The 16,620-nt window shown below is 42.1% G+C and carries 15 protein-coding genes and 1 pseudogene; 7 read left to right on the forward strand and 9 right to left on the reverse strand.

Features of this window, described 5'->3' with window-relative positions; translation table 11 throughout:
- From A4S05_RS42120 to A4S05_RS42720, 4 genes and pseudogenes are all read right to left on the reverse strand, one after another.
- Nucleotides 1-2,889, reverse strand: a pseudogene (locus A4S05_RS42120) (HEAT repeat domain-containing protein); the annotation flags it as partial.
- A gap of 203 nt (nucleotides 2,890-3,092) precedes the next feature.
- Nucleotides 3,093-4,058, reverse strand: coding sequence for an NAD(P)-dependent alcohol dehydrogenase (locus A4S05_RS28275; RefSeq protein ID WP_069073108.1), 966 nt, complete (start codon nucleotides 4,056-4,058; stop codon nucleotides 3,093-3,095).
- A gap of 382 nt (nucleotides 4,059-4,440) precedes the next feature.
- On the reverse strand, nucleotides 4,441-5,019 hold the full coding sequence (locus A4S05_RS28280) for a Uma2 family endonuclease (RefSeq protein ID WP_069073109.1): 579 nt from the start codon (nucleotides 5,017-5,019) through the stop codon (nucleotides 4,441-4,443).
- Between the two features lie 974 nt (nucleotides 5,020-5,993).
- Nucleotides 5,994-6,155, reverse strand: a complete 162-nt coding sequence (locus tag A4S05_RS42720) for a hypothetical protein (protein ID WP_218107988.1) — start codon at nucleotides 6,153-6,155, stop codon at nucleotides 5,994-5,996.
- Between A4S05_RS42720 and nifB the strand changes: the two genes are divergently transcribed.
- The 7 genes from nifB to nifD all read left to right on the forward strand — a co-directional run bounded on the left by nifB (nucleotide 6,149) and on the right by nifD (nucleotide 13,761).
- Entirely contained in the window at nucleotides 6,149-7,600 is a 1,452-nt protein-coding gene (gene nifB, locus A4S05_RS28285; RefSeq protein ID WP_084227303.1) for a nitrogenase cofactor biosynthesis protein NifB, read from the forward strand. The two genes, A4S05_RS42720 and nifB, sit on opposite strands and share 7 nt — an antisense overlap.
- A 103-nt stretch (nucleotides 7,601-7,703) precedes the next feature.
- A complete protein-coding gene (locus A4S05_RS28290) occupies nucleotides 7,704-8,060 on the forward strand; it encodes a 4Fe-4S binding protein (RefSeq protein ID WP_069073111.1) in 357 nt (118 codons plus the stop codon).
- Between the two features lie 34 nt (nucleotides 8,061-8,094).
- Nucleotides 8,095-9,303, forward strand: coding sequence for a cysteine desulfurase NifS (gene nifS / locus A4S05_RS28295; RefSeq protein ID WP_069073112.1), 1,209 nt, complete (start codon nucleotides 8,095-8,097; stop codon nucleotides 9,301-9,303).
- Nucleotides 9,304-9,452: 149 nt separating this feature from the next.
- Nucleotides 9,453-10,352, forward strand: a complete 900-nt coding sequence (nifU, locus tag A4S05_RS28300; protein WP_069073113.1) for a Fe-S cluster assembly protein NifU — start codon at nucleotides 9,453-9,455, stop codon at nucleotides 10,350-10,352.
- Between the two features lie 271 nt (nucleotides 10,353-10,623).
- Nucleotides 10,624-10,980, forward strand: coding sequence for a globin domain-containing protein (locus tag A4S05_RS28305; protein ID WP_069073114.1), 357 nt, complete (start codon nucleotides 10,624-10,626; stop codon nucleotides 10,978-10,980).
- 349 nt (nucleotides 10,981-11,329) lie between these two features.
- Nucleotides 11,330-12,214, forward strand: a complete 885-nt coding sequence (nifH, locus tag A4S05_RS28310) for a nitrogenase iron protein (protein WP_069073115.1) — start codon at nucleotides 11,330-11,332, stop codon at nucleotides 12,212-12,214.
- A gap of 155 nt (nucleotides 12,215-12,369) precedes the next feature.
- Nucleotides 12,370-13,761, forward strand: coding sequence for a nitrogenase molybdenum-iron protein alpha chain (gene nifD, locus A4S05_RS28315; RefSeq protein WP_069073116.1), 1,392 nt, complete (start codon nucleotides 12,370-12,372; stop codon nucleotides 13,759-13,761).
- A gap of 248 nt (nucleotides 13,762-14,009) precedes the next feature.
- On the opposite strand, the gene A4S05_RS28320 is transcribed toward nifD, so the two are convergent.
- The 5 genes from A4S05_RS28320 to A4S05_RS28340 form a co-directional block, all read right to left on the reverse strand.
- Nucleotides 14,010-14,474 (reverse strand): hypothetical protein, encoded by a 465-nt coding sequence (locus A4S05_RS28320; RefSeq protein WP_069073117.1) that lies wholly within the window; start codon nucleotides 14,472-14,474, stop codon nucleotides 14,010-14,012.
- 108 nt (nucleotides 14,475-14,582) lie between these two features.
- The gene (locus A4S05_RS28325) at nucleotides 14,583-14,876 is read right to left on the reverse strand and encodes a hypothetical protein (protein WP_141699825.1); all 294 of its coding nucleotides are present in this window, start codon (nucleotides 14,874-14,876) and stop codon (nucleotides 14,583-14,585) included.
- Between the two features lie 206 nt (nucleotides 14,877-15,082).
- Entirely contained in the window at nucleotides 15,083-15,658 is a 576-nt protein-coding gene (locus tag A4S05_RS28330; protein ID WP_069073119.1) for a hypothetical protein, read from the reverse strand.
- A 301-nt stretch (nucleotides 15,659-15,959) separates the two neighbouring features.
- A complete protein-coding gene (locus A4S05_RS28335; protein ID WP_069073120.1) occupies nucleotides 15,960-16,388 on the reverse strand; it encodes a type II toxin-antitoxin system VapC family toxin in 429 nt (142 codons plus the stop codon).
- The gene (locus tag A4S05_RS28340) at nucleotides 16,385-16,600 is read right to left on the reverse strand and encodes a hypothetical protein (RefSeq protein ID WP_069073121.1); all 216 of its coding nucleotides are present in this window, start codon (nucleotides 16,598-16,600) and stop codon (nucleotides 16,385-16,387) included. Before A4S05_RS28340 ends, A4S05_RS28335 begins: the two co-directional genes overlap by 4 nt.
- Nucleotides 16,601-16,620: the final 20 nt, after the last annotated feature.

Raw genomic sequence — 16,620 nt, forward strand, 5'->3', positions numbered from 1 at the left:
CAGGGTCATCTTTCCACCCCTGAGCTAATTGCCGTACTGCTGTTTGTCGTACATTTTTATCATTATCTGAAGTAGCACATTGTTTGAGAATAATTAAAGTATCAGGATCATCTTTCCATCCTTTGGCTAATTCTTCTACTGCTGTTTGTCGTATATTTTTGTCATTGTCTGAAGTAGTACATTGTTTGAGAATAATTAAAGTATCAGGGTCATCTTTCCACCCCTGAGCTAATTCTTCTACTGCTGTTTGTCGTATATTTTTGTCATTGTCTGAAGTAGTACATTGTTTGAGAATAATTAAAGTATCAGGGTCATCTTTCCATCCCTGAACTAATTGCTGTACTGCTGTTTTTCGTATAAATTCATCATTATCTGAAGTAGCACATTGTTTGAGAATAATTAAAGTATCAGGTCATCTTTCCATCCCTGGGCTAATTCTTCTACTGCTGTATCTCGCGTGCTCCAATTCATATTCGAGGTAGCACATTGTTTGAGCCAGTATAAGGTATCTGGGTAATCTTTCCAACCATGTGCAAACTCTTGTACTGCTCTACGTCGCACAAACCAAGATTCATCTGAGGAAGCACGTTGTAGAAGCCAACGTAAGGTATCAGCTTCATCTTGCCAAGTAGCAGCAACTGCTGAAACCGCTTTAGTGCGAATTTCACGAACTACCTTTGCCTCTTCTTTGTCTATCATTTCTTGATAAAAGTAATTTAGATCATACTTAGTTAAATCTTTGAGATGTTTGTTCAATTTAGTAGAAATATGAAATATTGATGTTTTATTTCTCACCTCTGCAAGACATTTAGCCGCTAAAAATAGATTGACAAATTTTTCCTTTTCACCATCTTGCACCATTAAATACTCAATAAATTCCCCAACAAATCTTGGCTCAATCATTCCCGCAATTAGCAGCAATACTTCATGCCAACTTTCATCTCGCCAGTGTTTGCCAAAAACTTCGTTCTTAAGTTGCTCAATAGTCAGCGTTTGCGTTTCTTTAAACTGCCAGACAAACTCCCAAGCACAGAAATATTCTAAAAATGTCCGATGCACAAAAGCATAATAATCCGCACCCAGAAAACATAACATAAAGTTGCGAGTCCGCAGTTGATTAATCATCACCCGCGCAGCTTCTCTGGGTTTATCAAACTCTATGGTTTTGAGATAATCAGTCAGAACTTTGACTAAATCATTTTCATTAATCAAATTACCTGCCAAACCTTTCTCACCAGTTTGCATAAGATAAGCAACCTGACGCAGCATCGCTTGCTTATCTTTATAATCAATCGTCTTGGGGTCTAACCTCTGATCTTCTATCAAAACGCGTTCCACATCCCATTGATGCAGCAACACCCGCGATGCTTGATTATAAAGCTCGGCTCTATCTCTTGGTAGCTCTTGATTACGATTAAGAATTGCCATCATCGTCAACAGCAGAGGATTTCCCGCCAATTCTGCAATAGATTTGGAAGCTGCAATTCCTCTTTGTAGCCGTTCCCGTTTTCTCACCTTATCTACTGCATCGGTAAAAGTTAACTCATGCCAACGGTAGATAAAATCCTGAATTTGTTCTGAGTCTAAATCTTGTAAGATAAAGTGGCGAAACTCAGCATTAAGCAATCGTTGCGGTTTATAGCCAATAATCCGAGATGTGACAATTACCTGCACATCAGGATAGTCATTAGTAAAGCGATGAATATCAGTAATTACATCCTCTCGCTTACCAGGGTCAAATACCTCATCCAAACCATCAAACATCACTAAGGCATTACCAGCTTTTAATTGTTTATCTAGTTCAAGCTGATTGAGATGATGAACTGCACCACTACATTGATGGAAGAATTCGAGAAAATTATTGCACTCCTTATCTTCCCGTCGCCGCATATAAGTGCGTAACTCAATCAGCAAGGGAATTGGTAATGAGATAACATTATCCAGTGGTGACTCAGCCCAATTCAAAGCCAGAAATTGCAACAATGTAGACTTACCTGAACCAGGATCGCCCAGAATCACAAGATATTTATAATCTTGCTTTTTATTGACGACATCTAAAACTGAACGGATCGGTTGTTCAAAATAAACCCGTTTGTGGCGTTCTAATTCTTCTAATTCAACAGCTTCTACTTGCTCACTTTCTCGCAGCCGTCTAAGATGTTCTTTAGGCAGTTCGTGAACTTGTGGTAAAACTTGATGAGTTTCCCGGACATTTTGAGCAGTAAAAATCCGCCATAATTTAAGTTCGTTATAGGCATAGCCGCTAGTATCTAAGCTATCTAACTTGAGATTGCCATAGCGTTCGCAGATTCCTTCTTGATAGCGTTTCAAATCAAAGTCGGGAATAAGCTCACCAGACCCTCTTGTGTTCTTTTCGATTTGTTCCAGATTTTGGGAATCAACAATAGCTCTGAGTTCAGGAATTCCTCGAATAATCTCTTTAACTTTTTGCAGATATTTCTTAGCAACCCGTTTCCAGTTAAAATCATCTGGTAAGGGATTTGAGACATTAATTTTATCCCAAATTTCTTGTAATCTATTAGTATCTATAGCTGGATTGTCATTTTTAAAGGCATTTCCCAAAATTTCTTTGACTTCTTGATTTTTGACAAACTGCTTTATCGGCTGCGTATACTTTTTGATTTCATCTTCAGAAAGTTCCCCACCTTTTAAATCTTCCTGCACCAGTTGTAAAAATTCTTTTAAGGCTTTACCAGCAGCGATTTCTATATCTTCTTTCTTAAGTTTCTCTAAAATATTCTTAGGTATGCCTTTTAATAAATCTTTAGCCCAATCCTTAGCAGCATCCTTAGCTAAGTCTTCCAGAATGGGTTTAAAAATCAATCCGGCGGCCTGAGTTACACCCCAAAGAGCTAACCATTCCAGCATAATACTCGCTTCTGTTGAGATTTTGATTACGAGTATATCCACTAGCTGGAGTAATGTTTCCAGATTTCAGGGTTATTGCGGAAATATCACAGGTATCTAAGAACCTCTCTCCTAAAAGGCTACNNCGTAGCCTTTTAGGAGAGAGACTTTGAATTTTCCCCCTTCCCGCGTCGGGAAGGGGTTAGGGGGTTAGGTTTTGCAGATTAATTGGAAACTGCGATGTCTACGACGGGCTGCGCGATCGCAATTTTACCCACTGCACGCCCAGTTTCGCTATAACTATGAGCCGCCGCTAGTTCTTGCAAGGGATATGTGCGATCAATCACCACACGAATCTTACCCGCTTCAATCAATTCTTTGAGAAAAAGCAAGTCTTTAGTGTTAGGCTTCTCAAAGAGAAATTTCGCTTTTTGACCGGGAAGGAATGCTGTTAAAATACTCTCTAAGAAGACTTCAGGACTTGGTAACGTGGTGATATAAATTCCGTTGGGTTTGAGGACTCTTTTGGTTTGAGAGAGCGATCGCTTACCCACTGCATCAAAGATAATGTCATACTGCGCTATATCTTGGGTAAAATCCTGCTGCGTATAATCAATCACGCGGTCACAACCCAAAGATTTCACCAAATCCAAGTTTTTGGTACTGCTAACTCCCGTCACCACTGCCCCTAAAGCCTTGGCAATTTGCACTGCAAAAATCCCCACACCGCCAGAAGCACCATTAATTAAGACATTTTGCCCTGTTTGAAGATTTCCCTGATCTCGCAGTGCTTGCAGAGCCGTGAGCGCTGCTAAAGGCACAGCCGCAGCTTCTTCATAAGATAAGTTTGTTGGTTTGAGAGCCGCCACATTTTCTGGAACAGCTGCAAATTCGGCATAACCTCCTCCAGGGAAGCTAGTACTGCCATAAATAGCATCTCCTGCTTTAAAGCGCGTGACCCCGGAGCCAACCTCTACAACATCTCCCGCCACATCAAACCCCAAAATCTTTGGAAATTTGCTGCCGGCAATCAAACTCAACATCCCTTGGCGAATTTTCCAATCAATGGGATTAACACTACTAGCACGAACTTTCACAAGTAACTGCGTTGGCTCAATTTTCGGCTGTTCCACGTCTTCGTACTGCAAAACATCAGCACCGCCATACCGACGGATAACCACTGCTTTCATTGCATTCCTCCTGCTACCCTGTTTTCGTGAATGAACTTAGACAGCTTATGAATACAGTGTAGCGATGTCTACGATTGGCATTTAACGAAGATGCTAGAGAAATTTCCTATATCAATATCAGTCATAAGACTACACCCAATACGGTTCGGTTAAGGCAAGAGACGCGATGAATCGTAAAGACTGATTATTGTAGAGACGGCGATTCATCGCGTCTTTGTGATCTAGAATTTTCATCAAAAAACCTTAACCGAACCGTATTGAGACTACACCTGTATGACAGCTAGTACCTTAGTACCTTACACTGGCTATGCAGTTGCTTAAAGTGCGTAGGCGCAGCCCGTCGTAGACATCGCTCTTTAAAAGTTAACACGGAACATTCTCTTTATTCTTCAGTGGTAAATACAACACCTTCATAGAGCAATTCAATCGGACACTCAAATTCAATGCTCGAGAAAGTGACGATATCTCCAGCCGTGTAGGGATAGTAAAGCCACATCCTACCCTCACCCCGACAGTAACGCTCAACGGAGATTTTTTCCGAGTCAATCAAGATATATTCTTGCAAACTGGGGATTGTCAAATAATAAGTAAATTTTTCACCCCGATCTTTCGCGCTTGTATATGGCGAAAGAACTTCGGCAATTAGCTTGGGATGTTGGATAAAGTTCCGGGCATTCAGGTCTTCAGGATTGCAACTGACAATAACATCAGGATAATAGTAGCGGCTTTGTCCAGTGAGTTGCATTTTTACATCTGACACATTCACTCGACAACCCCTGGAATGCAAATGAGGGCGTAAAGCAGTGTACAAGTTAAGTGCAATGTCGTTATGGGGAATTGTACCGCCTGTCATGGCAAATACTTCGCCATTGGCATATTCGTAGCGAAGGTCTTGCTGAGGTTCCCATTCCAGATATTCCTCAACTGTCATTTTTAGCGGCTGTTGGGGGATGTCTATCATAAACTCAGATTTATTTCACGCTTGGCTTGATTGTAGCTTTTAAACCTCTCTCTAAATCTCTCTCCTAGAAGGAAAGAGACTTTGAATTTTCCCCCTTCCCGCGTCGGGAAGGGGGTTAGGAGGTTAGGTTTTTGCTAAGGTTTGTAATGAGCAATTCAGAAAAATCATTGCGATCGCTCAATCATGTTAGATTATAGTTTGTTGTTTCTCTTAAACACAAAATCCGACAGGTTCCTACCCATCTCCTCATTGTGGGAATGAAAAAAAAGAGTTAAAAGTTAAGTTTTTTGAAAATGATATGCAGCAACACACCTATTTTCATTACCTCATATCGCTTATCACACAAGACTTACAACCACAATTGAATATGATTGTCAAAGCAAAAATTAAAAAAATATGAAGTGCATTTTTACCCTCAAAAAAATGATATGTTAGATACAGAATTGAATTTCGCACGTTTCTGGAGTAAAACAACATAGATTACTCCAGTTTTTCACCCTCAAACCCTTGGCATTTATTGCTTTTGACGGAAATTGAGGGTAGTCTGAGTACACATTTAAAAAACCAAAACCTAGCTGCAAATAGATTAAATTCTTTGCTGGGATTAGGTTTTAGCTGAGTACAAAGAAATCCTGAACCCCTATATATAAACACTAGAACCCCAACCAAAAAATACTAGAACCCCTACCCGAAAAAAACTTTTTTAATTCTTGTAATGCTTGAAGAATTAGGGTTTTTAGTATTTGAGTACAAAAGTAATAAATCCAATAAATTCTATCCTAGAGAGACGCAACATCTGGCTGGGAGACGGCTGCTATAAATCTTATATCGCCAATCACCTAACGCTCCGAAACAAAACGAAGCGAAGGGTGAGTGGAGGGATGACATAGCACCATGCCTGAAGTGAAGAGAAGTCGCGGCTGTAAACACAAATTCTACCCAAGAACCGAACGTTGACACACACCAGCCGAACATCAGATATCTATCGCCTGCCTGACTTGAAAACAAGTCGCCCTCACCCAAGGGTTTGCAGGCAGTGTGGAAGACGCGACTTCAATTCTGGGCATAGAGAGCAGCAACAACATCTCCCACAGTGGCAGCCAAGTCCACCGACCTTTTGCGAAATTCAATGACATCACCGTCTACACGACTCCTCAACTCCAACGCTACGGAATCGCCAACCCAAGCAAAATCAGGTGGTTGCGGCTGTGACAGCACCACCAGCACCACCGTGGAAAGGGACGAAAAGCTCCAAGAACGCATTGCTAAACATCCCTGCTACAGCGAAGACGCTCATCACCACTACGCCCGGATGCACGTTGCAGTTGCACCAGCTTGCAACATTCAATGCAACTATTGCAACCGCAAATATGATTGCGCTAACGAAAGCCGTCCTGGAGTAGTTAGTGAATTGCTAACACCAGAACAAGCAGCACACAAAGCTTTGGTCATTGGTGGTAAGATTCCCCAAATGACAGTTGTGGGAATTGCTGGCCCTGGCGACCCATTGGCGAACCCAGAAAAAACTTTCCGCACATTTGAGTTGATTGCAGCGCAAGCACCAGATATCAAGCTTTGCTTATCAACCAATGGTTTAATGCTGCCTGACTACATCGATCGCATTAAACAATTAAATATAGATCACGTAACGATCACCATTAACATGGTAGATCCAGAGATCGGTGCTAAGATTTATCCTTGGGTTCACTACAGACGCAAGCGTTATAGAGGCATTGAGGGCGCGAGAATCCTCCACGAAAGACAGATGGAAGGATTGCAAGCCCTGAAAGACGCTGACATCTTGTGCAAAGTCAACTCTGTAATGATTCCCGGAATTAATGACCATCACTTAGTTGAAGTGAATCGAGTCATCCGTGAGAAAGGTGCATTTTTGCACAACATCATGCCATTAATTTCTGCACCAGAACATGGCACACACTTCGGTTTAACCGGTCAACGCGGCCCCACACCCAAAGAACTTAAAGAAGTTCAAGACAACTGCTCTGGTAACATGAAAATGATGCGTCACTGTCGCCAGTGCCGTGCCGATGCAGTCGGATTGTTGGGAGAAGACCGCAGCCAAGAGTTTTCTAAAGAGAAATTCTTGGAAATGACTCCAGAATACGACATGGAGCAACGCGCTACCGTTCACGAAGGGATTGAGAAGTTTAAAGAAGAACTTAAAGTAGCCAAAGACAAAGCGCTAGCCGGCAAGAAATTTGCTAACAGTCCTAAAATCTTAGTTGCAGTAGCAACCAAAGGCGGCGGATTGGTTAACCAACACTTCGGTCATGCGAAAGAATTCCAAATTTACGAAGTGGGTGGAGACGAAGTTCGCTTTGTCAGTCATCGCAAAATTGACCAATACTGCCAAGGTGGATACGGCGAAGAAGCTTCCTTTGAGCATATTATGAAAGCGATCGCAGATTGCAAAGCAGTTTTAGTCTCCAAGATTGGTAACTGTCCTCAAGAAAAATTGCAAGAAGCTGGAATCAAGACAATTGAAGCTTACGACGTAATTGAAAAGGTTGCTTTAGAGTTCTACGAGCAATACGTTAAGGAATTAGGGAATAACGAATAGGGAATAGGTTACAGGGGACAGGGGAGAGATTATTACCTATCACCTGTCACCTGTAACCTCTCCCCTGACTCTAATGCCCCATTCCCCAAAAGGAGAATAAATCATGGCTTACCAAATTCTTACTAGCCAGTGTATTTCCTGCAATCTCTGTCTAACGGTATGTCCCACAAATGCAGTTAAAGTGGTTGACGGACAGCACTGGATTGACCCTGAACTTTGTACAAATTGTGTTGGTAGTATTCATACCGTGCCTCAGTGTAAAGCTGGTTGTCCCACTTGCGACGGTTGCGTTAAGCAGCCTAGCGATTATTGGGAAGGCTGGTTTACCAATTACAACCGTGTAGTCGCTAAATTAACAAATAAACAAGATTACTGGGAACGTTGGTTTCAAAGCTATTCCCAGAAATACTCTGAGCAGTTGCAAAAGCGTCAATCCCAATCAGTGGGTTCTGAAGCTTAATTAAATAATTCCTAATTTGTAATTGAAGACAACAATGCAAAATAACTGCATCTATCTCGATAATAATGCCACCACTAAGGTAGACCCAGAAGTTATAGAGGTAATGTTACCTTACCTCACAGATTATTACGGCAATCCCTCCAGTATGCATACCTTTGGTGGGCAAGTCGGTAAAGCAGTGAGAACCGCAAGAGAACAACTTGCAGCCATCCTGGGAGCCGATGAGTCTGAAATTGTCTACACAAGTTGTGGAACTGAGGGAGATAACGCGGCGATTCGAGCCGCACTGTTAGCGCAACCTGAAAAGCGACATATCGTCACTACCCAAGTTGAACACCCCGCAGTACTCAATGTCTGCAAACAATTAGAAACCCAAGGTTATAGTGTTACCTATCTATCAGTAAATAATCAAGGGCAGCTGGATCTAGATGAACTAGAAGCTTCCTTGACGGGTAACACCGCCCTGGTGACAATTATGTATGCTAATAACGAAACTGGGACGATTTTCCCGATTGAACAAATTGGGTTGCGCGTTAAAGAATATGGCGCTATCTTCCATGTAGATGCGGTGCAAGCAGTGGGAAAAATCCCTCTGAATATGAAGACTAGCACCATCGATATGTTAACCTTGTCTGGTCACAAGCTGCACGGGCCTAAAGGAATTGGTGCTTTGTATATCCGGCGCGGGGTTCGGTTCCGTCCCTTCATAATTGGGGGACACCAAGAACGCGGACGTAGGGCGGGAACTGAGAATGTTCCAGCAATTATCGCCTTGGGCAAAGCTGCTGAACTAGAACTGTTACACTTAGAAGAAGCGACGGCAAGAGAAAGAAAACTGCGCGATCGCCTGGAACAAACTTTACTAGCTACAATTCCCGATTGTGTCGTTAACGGTGACGTTACGCAGAGATTGCCAAACACAACCAATATAGGCTTCAAGTACATCGAAGGTGAAGCAATTCTACTGTTATTGAACAAATACGGTATCTGTGCATCATCCGGTTCTGCTTGCACCTCCGGTTCACTAGAACCTTCCCACGTCCTGCGGGCAATGGGCTTACCCTACACAACTTTGCACGGTTCTATTCGCTTCAGTCTTTGTCGCTACACAACCGTTGCCGAAATCGATCAAGTAATAGAGGTAATGCCCGGTATTGTAGAACGTTTACGCGCCCTCTCACCCTTCAAAAATGATGATTCAAGTTGGTTGCAAGGACAAGAACAAGCACTAGCGCATCGTTAGGGAGTAGGGAGTAGGGAGTAGGGACTGGGGACTGGGGACTAGGGATTAGGGATTAGGTAAGAATTTTCCCAGTACCCAGTACCCAGTACCCAGTACCCAGTACCCAATCCCCCAATCTAAAATCCAAAATCTAAAATCTAAAATTCATTATGTGGGACTACACCGATAAAGTATTAGAACTGTTTTACGATCCCAAAAATCAGGGAGAAATTGAAGAAACGGGCGAAGCTGGAGTTAAGGTTGCAACGGGCGAAATTGGCAGCATTGCTTGCGGTGATGCTCTGAGATTGCACCTGAAAGTGGAAGTAGAATCTGATAAGATTCTAGATGCTCGCTTTCAAACCTTTGGTTGTACTAGTGCGATCGCATCTTCTAGTGCATTAACCGAAATGGTCAAAGGTTTAACCTTAGACGAAGCTCTGAAAGTGTCCAATAAAGACATTGCAGATTACCTTGGTGGTTTGCCAGAAGCAAAGATGCATTGCTCTGTTATGGGACAAGAAGCCCTAGAAGCCGCTATCTACAATTATCGTGGCATTCCTCTAGCTACCCACGATGATGACGATGAAGGTGCATTAGTTTGCAGTTGCTTTGGCATCAGCGAGTCTAAGATTCGTCGCGTGATTCTAGAAAATCATCTCACGGATGCCGAACAAGTAACAAATTATGTAAAAGCTGGTGGCGGATGCGGTTCCTGTCTGGCGAACATTGATGATATTATTAGATCAGTTCAACAGGAATACGCCTCACCTGCTCTCAACAATTACGGCGTACAAGTTGCCACAGAAATTGTTACATCTAAGGAACGAGCGCTAACAAACGTCCAAAAGATTGCTCTAATTCAAAAGGTTCTTGATGAAGAAGTCAGACCCGTACTCATTGCAGACGGGGGAGATGTAGAACTCTATGATGTAGAAGGCGATCGCGTTAAAGTTGTACTGCAAGGTGCTTGCGGTTCCTGTTCAAGTAGTACAGCAACTCTGAAAATTGCGATCGAAGCCAGATTACAAGATCGTGTCAGCAAGAGCCTTGTAGTCGAAGCAGTTTAGGAATTGCTGTAGGACTTAACGTATTCTACAAATACGCCCTAATATGCATTCAGCCAGGAAGAGAAAGTAGGATTTGAACCATATAATTGTCTCCACATCAATGCTTCATACCAATTCTCTCTTAATTACGAATTACGTTAGCGACGCAGGAGCGTCATTACGAATTACGAATTGGTACTCCTACCACTATGACGGCTAACAGCATATAGGCAAAAAGATTAAGCGCCTACTTGCAAATTTCATCATCCAACTCGCTTCAAAGGAGACAAGTATGAGCACATTGTACGACAACATTGGTGGACAACCGGCTATTGAACAAGTAGTAGATGAACTCCACAAACGCATTGCTACAGACAGCCTCCTCGCTCCCGTTTTTGCTGGTACAGACATGGCGAAGCAACGCAATCATCTAGTTGCTTTCTTAGCTCAAATATTTGAAGGGCCAAAGCAATACGGCGGTCGTCCAATGGACAAAACCCACGCAGGATTGAATCTACAGCAACCACACTTCGATGCGATCGCCAAGCATCTCGGTGAAGCAATGGCTGTGCGTGGCGTGTCAGCAGATGACACCAAAGCTGCACTAGATCGCGTCACAAAAATGAAGGGCGCTATCTTGAACAAGTAATAGGACTTATGCATTGATTGTTGACAAATAACAACATCAAGTCCTATTGAATCTTGCAAGCTGAAACACATTATGACGTATTTGTAAATTGCGTATTTTTCTTTGTTCTTTGTCAAAACAAATGACAAAGGACAAAGGACAAAAAATCAAAAGAAAAAAATTTTAACGAGGAAGATCGATGAACTTACTGTCAATAATTTTGGCTGTGGAGCGATCGCCCCCAGCAGGCATTTATGCCAACGGTACCAACGATGCTCTACACGCGCTCACTACTGTCGCTCAACTGGCGTGAACGCAACTGACAAACGCAAAGACCCACCAACCAACCAATTGCAGGGAAACACGAACAATGACAGAAGAAAACATAAGACAGATAGCTTTCTACGGTAAAGGCGGTATCGGTAAATCTACCACCTCCCAAAACACCTTGGCAGCTATGGCAGAAATGGGTCAACGCATCCTCATCGTCGGTTGCGACCCTAAAGCTGACTCCACCCGTTTGATGCTGCACAGCAAAGCTCAAACAACCGTTCTTCACCTCGCCGCAGAACGTGGTGCAGTAGAAGATATCGAACTAGAAGAAGTAATGTTAACCGGTTTCCGTAACGTTCGTTGCGTAGAATCTGGTGGTCCAGAACCCGGTGTAGGTTGCGCCGGTCGTGGTATTATCACCGCCATCAACTTCTTAGAAGAAAACGGTGCTTACCAAGACCTAGACTTCGTATCTTACGACGTGTTAGGTGACGTTGTGTGCGGTGGTTTCGCTATGCCAATCCGTGAAGGCAAGGCACAAGAAATCTACATCGTAACATCAGGTGAAATGATGGCGATGTACGCTGCTAACAACATCGCTCGTGGTGTTCTTAAGTATGCTCACACCGGTGGCGTGCGTTTGGGTGGTTTGATTTGTAACAGCCGTAACACTGACCGAGAAATCGAATTGATCGAAACCTTGGCAAAACGGTTGAACACCCAAATGATTCACTACGTACCCCGTGACAACATTGTTCAACACGCTGAATTGCGCCGCATGACCGTTAACGAGTACGCACCAGAAAGCAACCAAGCTAACGAATATCGGACATTGGCTACCAAGATCATCAACAACAAAAACCTGGCTATTCCTACACCCATCGAAATGGAAGAACTAGAAGAATTGTTGATTGAATTCGGTATTCTCGAAAGCGAAGAAAATACTGCTAAGTTGGTTGCTCAGACTGCTACTCAAGCTTAGTCTAAGTAGGCGCTAAGAAATAACGATTTAGCACAAGGAAAAAGGAAGAGTTTCATATCTTCCCTTTTATCCTCTCCCTTGCATCTCCCCCCTAACCCTAGAGGGGACTCCTAGTCCCCCTATGCCCCGATCCTTACGAGTCACAGAGGCTAAATATGACACCTCCAGAAAATCAAAACATCATCGAAGAAAGAAAAGAACTAATTAAAGAAGTTCTAGACGCTTACCCCGATAAAGCTAAGAAAAAACGGGAAAAGCACTTAAGTGTATACGAAGAAGGTAAGTCCGACTGCGGCGTTAAGTCTAACATCAAATCCCTTCCTGGGGTAATGACCGCTCGTGGTTGTGCTTACGCCGGTTCTAAAGGTGTGGTTTGGGGTCCTATTAAGGACATGATCCACATCAGCCACGGGCCTGTAGGTTGCGGTTACTGGTCTTGGTCTGGTCGTCGTAACTACTACATCGGTACCACAGGTATTGATACCTTTGGTACAATGCACTTCACCTCTGACTTCCAAGAAAGAGATATCGTGTTTGGTGGTGACAAGAAACTTGTCAAGCTAATCCAAGAACTTGATGTACTTTTCCCCCTCAACCGTGGTGTTTCCATTCAATCTGAATGCCCCATCGGTCTAATTGGGGATGACATCGAAGCTGTTGCTCGTAAGACATCCAAAGAAATTGGCAAGCCAGTTGTACCCGTTCGTTGCGAAGGCTTCCGTGGTGTTTCCCAATCTTTGGGACACCACATTGCTAACGACATGGTTCGTGACTGGGTTTTCACCAGAGCAGACCAAGCGAAAAAAGACGGTACACTCAAGTTTGAAGGTACTCCTTATGATGTAGCCATCATTGGTGACTACAACATCGGTGGAGATGCTTGGGCTAGCCGCATCCTGTTAGAAGAAATCGGCTTGCGCGTAGTCGCTCAGTGGTCAGGTGATGGCACAATCAACGAAATGTTGATGACCCCCAATGTGAAGATGAACCTCATCCACTGTTACCGGTCGATGAACTACATCAGCCGTCACATGGAAGAAGCTTATGGTATACCCTGGTTGGAATACAACTTCTTCGGCCCCACCAAGATTGCTGAATCTTTACGGGAAATCGCTTCCAAGTTTGACGAAACAATCCAAGCAAACGCTGAGAAAGTTATCGCCAAGTATCAGCCCACAATGGATGCGGTAGTTGCTAAGTACCGCCCCCGCTTGGATGGTAAGACCGTTGCCATCATGGTTGGTGGTCTACGTCCTCGCCACGTTGTCCCAGCTTTCCAAGACTTGGGCATGAAGATGATTGGTACAGGTTATGAGTTCGCTCATAACGATGACTACAAACGTACCACTCACTACATCGAAAACGGCACCATCGTTTATGACGACGTTACCGCTTACGAATTCGAGGAATTTATCAAGGCGTTGAAGCCTGACCTAGTTGCTTCTGGTGTGAAAGAGAAGTACGTCTTCCAAAAGATGGGTCTTCCTTTCCGTCAAATGCACTCTTGGGATTACTCCGAACCTAGCGATCGCTCCTCAACATCATAATATAATGCAAGGTTTTTTCGCGGTGAGAGAAAAAAGCAGCCCATTTCTAGCCTAAATGCAAGTTGCAGGATTATATAGGAACAATCTGTTTTGATGCTTTAGATGGTATAACTCTTATGGAGTCTGGTTTTTAGGATTTGCTGGCATTTTGCTTAAATAATAACTGTAAAATAAAAGACTATTTTTAACGACGATTTTTTAGATTAAATGGTGCGATCGCTTTGACTCAATAACAAGTTATGAATCCTTCAAACTATTCCTAGTTTTATCTGCGAATGCACGTATTTTGCATATCTCATTGCTTCTTGATTTTCAATACCAAGCTCATCAACAATTGCCGCTACTACTTCTTCTGGAATTAAGTCTTCACTGGCGTATGGTCTGACTATTGATGAGATATTGACAGATGGAGTGTAATAGCCTTGAGGATGATAAGCCTTTGCCCATTTTTGATTCATTAGAGTTACAAACTCTAATGGCTGAATTGGTTTGGCAAGATATCCTAGCCACTCTGCTAACTTTTGCTCTATATCTCTAGCAGCATTTCTAGACCACGTTTCATCTTGATAAGAAATGGCGATGTTTGAATGGGACTTGAATGTTGTAGAAGTCAATGAAACTATCACTCTTACTCTATTTAATCCATTATTAGCCGTCAGTACAAAACCCCAAGTATTAAACTGTTCTGGAGGGATTTCTGCAATGGAAACCATAAATTTAGCCCTAAATTATTAATAAAGGTTAATTGGTCATTAATTACCTGGTAATTATACATATTCTTTACGTATAATACATCAGATTATTAAGAAGTATTTTTACAACTAAAATAATGGAAAATAGCTAGTATATTCTTCATCTATCTCGGAATCATATTTATATTCAAGTATGTGCTTGCTCTTACATTGAGTACATTGAACAAAATGCCAGCGATAGTAAGTTCGCTCAACACTGTATTGAATACCTAATAAAATTGGTTGACCGGAATTGTCCTCATTGTAGTAATCATCAGATGTCAGAAATTCCTCTTTGAATTGAACGGCATCTGGTGCAGGATTAAGACGCTCAGAAATAATCTGGTCAGTAGCAGGAGTAAAATTTGTTATCAATTTAATCATATTGTCTACTTGACCACATCGCTTACATTTGAAAGAATTTATAGTTACTGGATAACCATATTCATTGCTCTGTTTAAAAATTTTCATGACAAGCTACCTCAGAAGAAAATCACTTTTAATAAACAAAAAAAATTACCTTAGATGCGATCAAATGACAGCAAACACTATCACTAAAAGTAGGAGAGTTATACCTATTAAATTCAAGTTTAGCAATTTAATCTTGCTAATTCTGCTAGATGTTTAGCAGCATCAGCTTGATACAGAAATGTTTTAGCTTCGCATGTATTACTTCCGGGTCTTAACGCAAACCAAATATCATCTTGCTTTATAATAATACCTACTGAAACTCCCTTGAATAAAACTTGATATTGATTGCTGTCAGCGCCTTTAGCAGTGATATCTATATATCGAAAACCCATGCCAGTCTCTATATTCATTTGCATAACCATATTTTGTCTGGCATTTTCAGCAAGTTCCCTAATCCGAAAATAGAAGGCATCCTCAAAAAAAGTTTTATTATTATCCAGAAAAGCCAAACAAGAATTTAAAAGCTTTGCAGCTGTATTAAAATCCCCAATATTTGCAAAATCCATTGGAATATGCTCATAAAAGGTTATAATACCGAACGGAGACATACCTTCTTCAATCAATGATTGTTCTGCTGAGAAAGCTCTTTGTTTAGCTTCATCAAAATTACCTATACCAAGGTAGAAGCGAATCGCTGAAACTTTACTTACTAGTTTATTTTGTTGCTGTTCATTTAAGGCTGTGTGCTGAGACATCTTGATTAGTTGTTATTAAACAATATCAAAATACCTTAACCTCAACTTTATTTTATTGCGACCGAAATGTTACCTAGACGTAAATTATATAAAATTTCATTTTAAAAATTTTCCGTAAAAATACCCTTAAACAGTATCAGCCTGCGATCGCCTCAATTCGACAAAACGCGACTTTATATTTAGAGATTGTGTGTGAGATGCATAAGAAGTAGACCGTTGTAGCGATGTCTGCTACTGGCTTCGCCTACGCCCTGACTCGACAATAAACTAGGCGATGTCTACGACGGGCTGCGCCTACGCATTAAACCGTCCAATTCTCAATTAACAATCCGGGTACTTTGCCCAAATCCCGATGATTGCGTGTTAATAAAACTAATTTACGGGATAGTGCGATCGCCGCAATCCGCGAATCCATTCTTGCAAGTTGAATGCGTTTAGCTTGTAATTGACTCAATGCAGTAGCGGCATCAGCATCAAATGGCACAAGCGGTAGAACCTTGAAATCATTTACAAGACGTACCATCATCTCATAACCCTTAACAACTTCACTATCGTTACGAGCGCGACTAATATATGTATGGCTACCAAGAAGTTGTTCGTGAAATGTGACAATTGAAATTGCAAAATCTGATAGTGGATATTGAGCCATGCGGGTTGAAAGATTGATGTAATCTTGCCCCATCTGTCGCTGGATGATACTTAAATGATCTGTATCCAACAAATATTTCATAGCTCATCCTGAATTTCTATTATTGGCTCGTCGCCTTGACGAATCGCACGTCCATAAGCGAGTACCTCTTCAAACGCAGGCTCGTCTTTGAAGGAAGCTGTAATTTGTTGCAGCCAATTAGTTGGTTGAGAAGCCGCTACTTGTTTTTGCAACTCCGTCACCGCCGCTTCGACAGCTGCGAGACGTTCTTCCAGAGAAACATTAGTTGACATTTGAGGTTTTCCCTTACTGC

Origin of the sequence: Nostoc sp. KVJ20 (assembly GCF_001712795.1) — a bacterium.
GTDB lineage: Bacteria > Cyanobacteriota > Cyanobacteriia > Cyanobacteriales > Nostocaceae > Nostoc.

What these genes read in the sequence shown, in the direction of transcription:
- A4S05_RS28280 (WP_069073109.1), bottom strand. Translation starts at nt 5,019, where the DNA reads ATGATAGACATCCCCCAACAGCCGCTAAAAATGACAGTTGAGGAATAT.
- A4S05_RS28335 (WP_069073120.1), bottom strand. Translation starts at nt 16,388, where the DNA reads ATGAAATATTTGTTGGATACAGATCATTTAAGTATCATCCAGCGACAG.
- nifD (WP_069073116.1), top strand. Translation starts at nt 12,370, where the DNA reads ATGACACCTCCAGAAAATCAAAACATCATCGAAGAAAGAAAAGAACTA.
- A4S05_RS28305 (WP_069073114.1), top strand. Translation starts at nt 10,624, where the DNA reads ATGAGCACATTGTACGACAACATTGGTGGACAACCGGCTATTGAACAA.
- A4S05_RS28320 (WP_069073117.1), bottom strand. Translation starts at nt 14,474, where the DNA reads ATGGTTTCCATTGCAGAAATCCCTCCAGAACAGTTTAATACTTGGGGT.
- A4S05_RS28340 (WP_069073121.1), bottom strand. Translation starts at nt 16,600, where the DNA reads ATGTCAACTAATGTTTCTCTGGAAGAACGTCTCGCAGCTGTCGAAGCG.
- A4S05_RS42720 (WP_218107988.1), bottom strand. Translation starts at nt 6,155, where the DNA reads ATGTCATTGAATTTCGCAAAAGGTCGGTGGACTTGGCTGCCACTGTGG.
- nifB (WP_084227303.1), top strand. Translation starts at nt 6,149, where the DNA reads ATGACATCACCGTCTACACGACTCCTCAACTCCAACGCTACGGAATCG.
- A4S05_RS28325 (WP_141699825.1), bottom strand. Translation starts at nt 14,876, where the DNA reads ATGATTAAATTGATAACAAATTTTACTCCTGCTACTGACCAGATTATT.
- A4S05_RS28330 (WP_069073119.1), bottom strand. Translation starts at nt 15,658, where the DNA reads ATGTCTCAGCACACAGCCTTAAATGAACAGCAACAAAATAAACTAGTA.
- A4S05_RS28275 (WP_069073108.1), bottom strand. Translation starts at nt 4,058, where the DNA reads ATGAAAGCAGTGGTTATCCGTCGGTATGGCGGTGCTGATGTTTTGCAG.
- nifU (WP_069073113.1), top strand. Translation starts at nt 9,453, where the DNA reads ATGTGGGACTACACCGATAAAGTATTAGAACTGTTTTACGATCCCAAA.
- A4S05_RS28290 (WP_069073111.1), top strand. Translation starts at nt 7,704, where the DNA reads ATGGCTTACCAAATTCTTACTAGCCAGTGTATTTCCTGCAATCTCTGT.
- nifH (WP_069073115.1), top strand. Translation starts at nt 11,330, where the DNA reads ATGACAGAAGAAAACATAAGACAGATAGCTTTCTACGGTAAAGGCGGT.
- nifS (WP_069073112.1), top strand. Translation starts at nt 8,095, where the DNA reads ATGCAAAATAACTGCATCTATCTCGATAATAATGCCACCACTAAGGTA.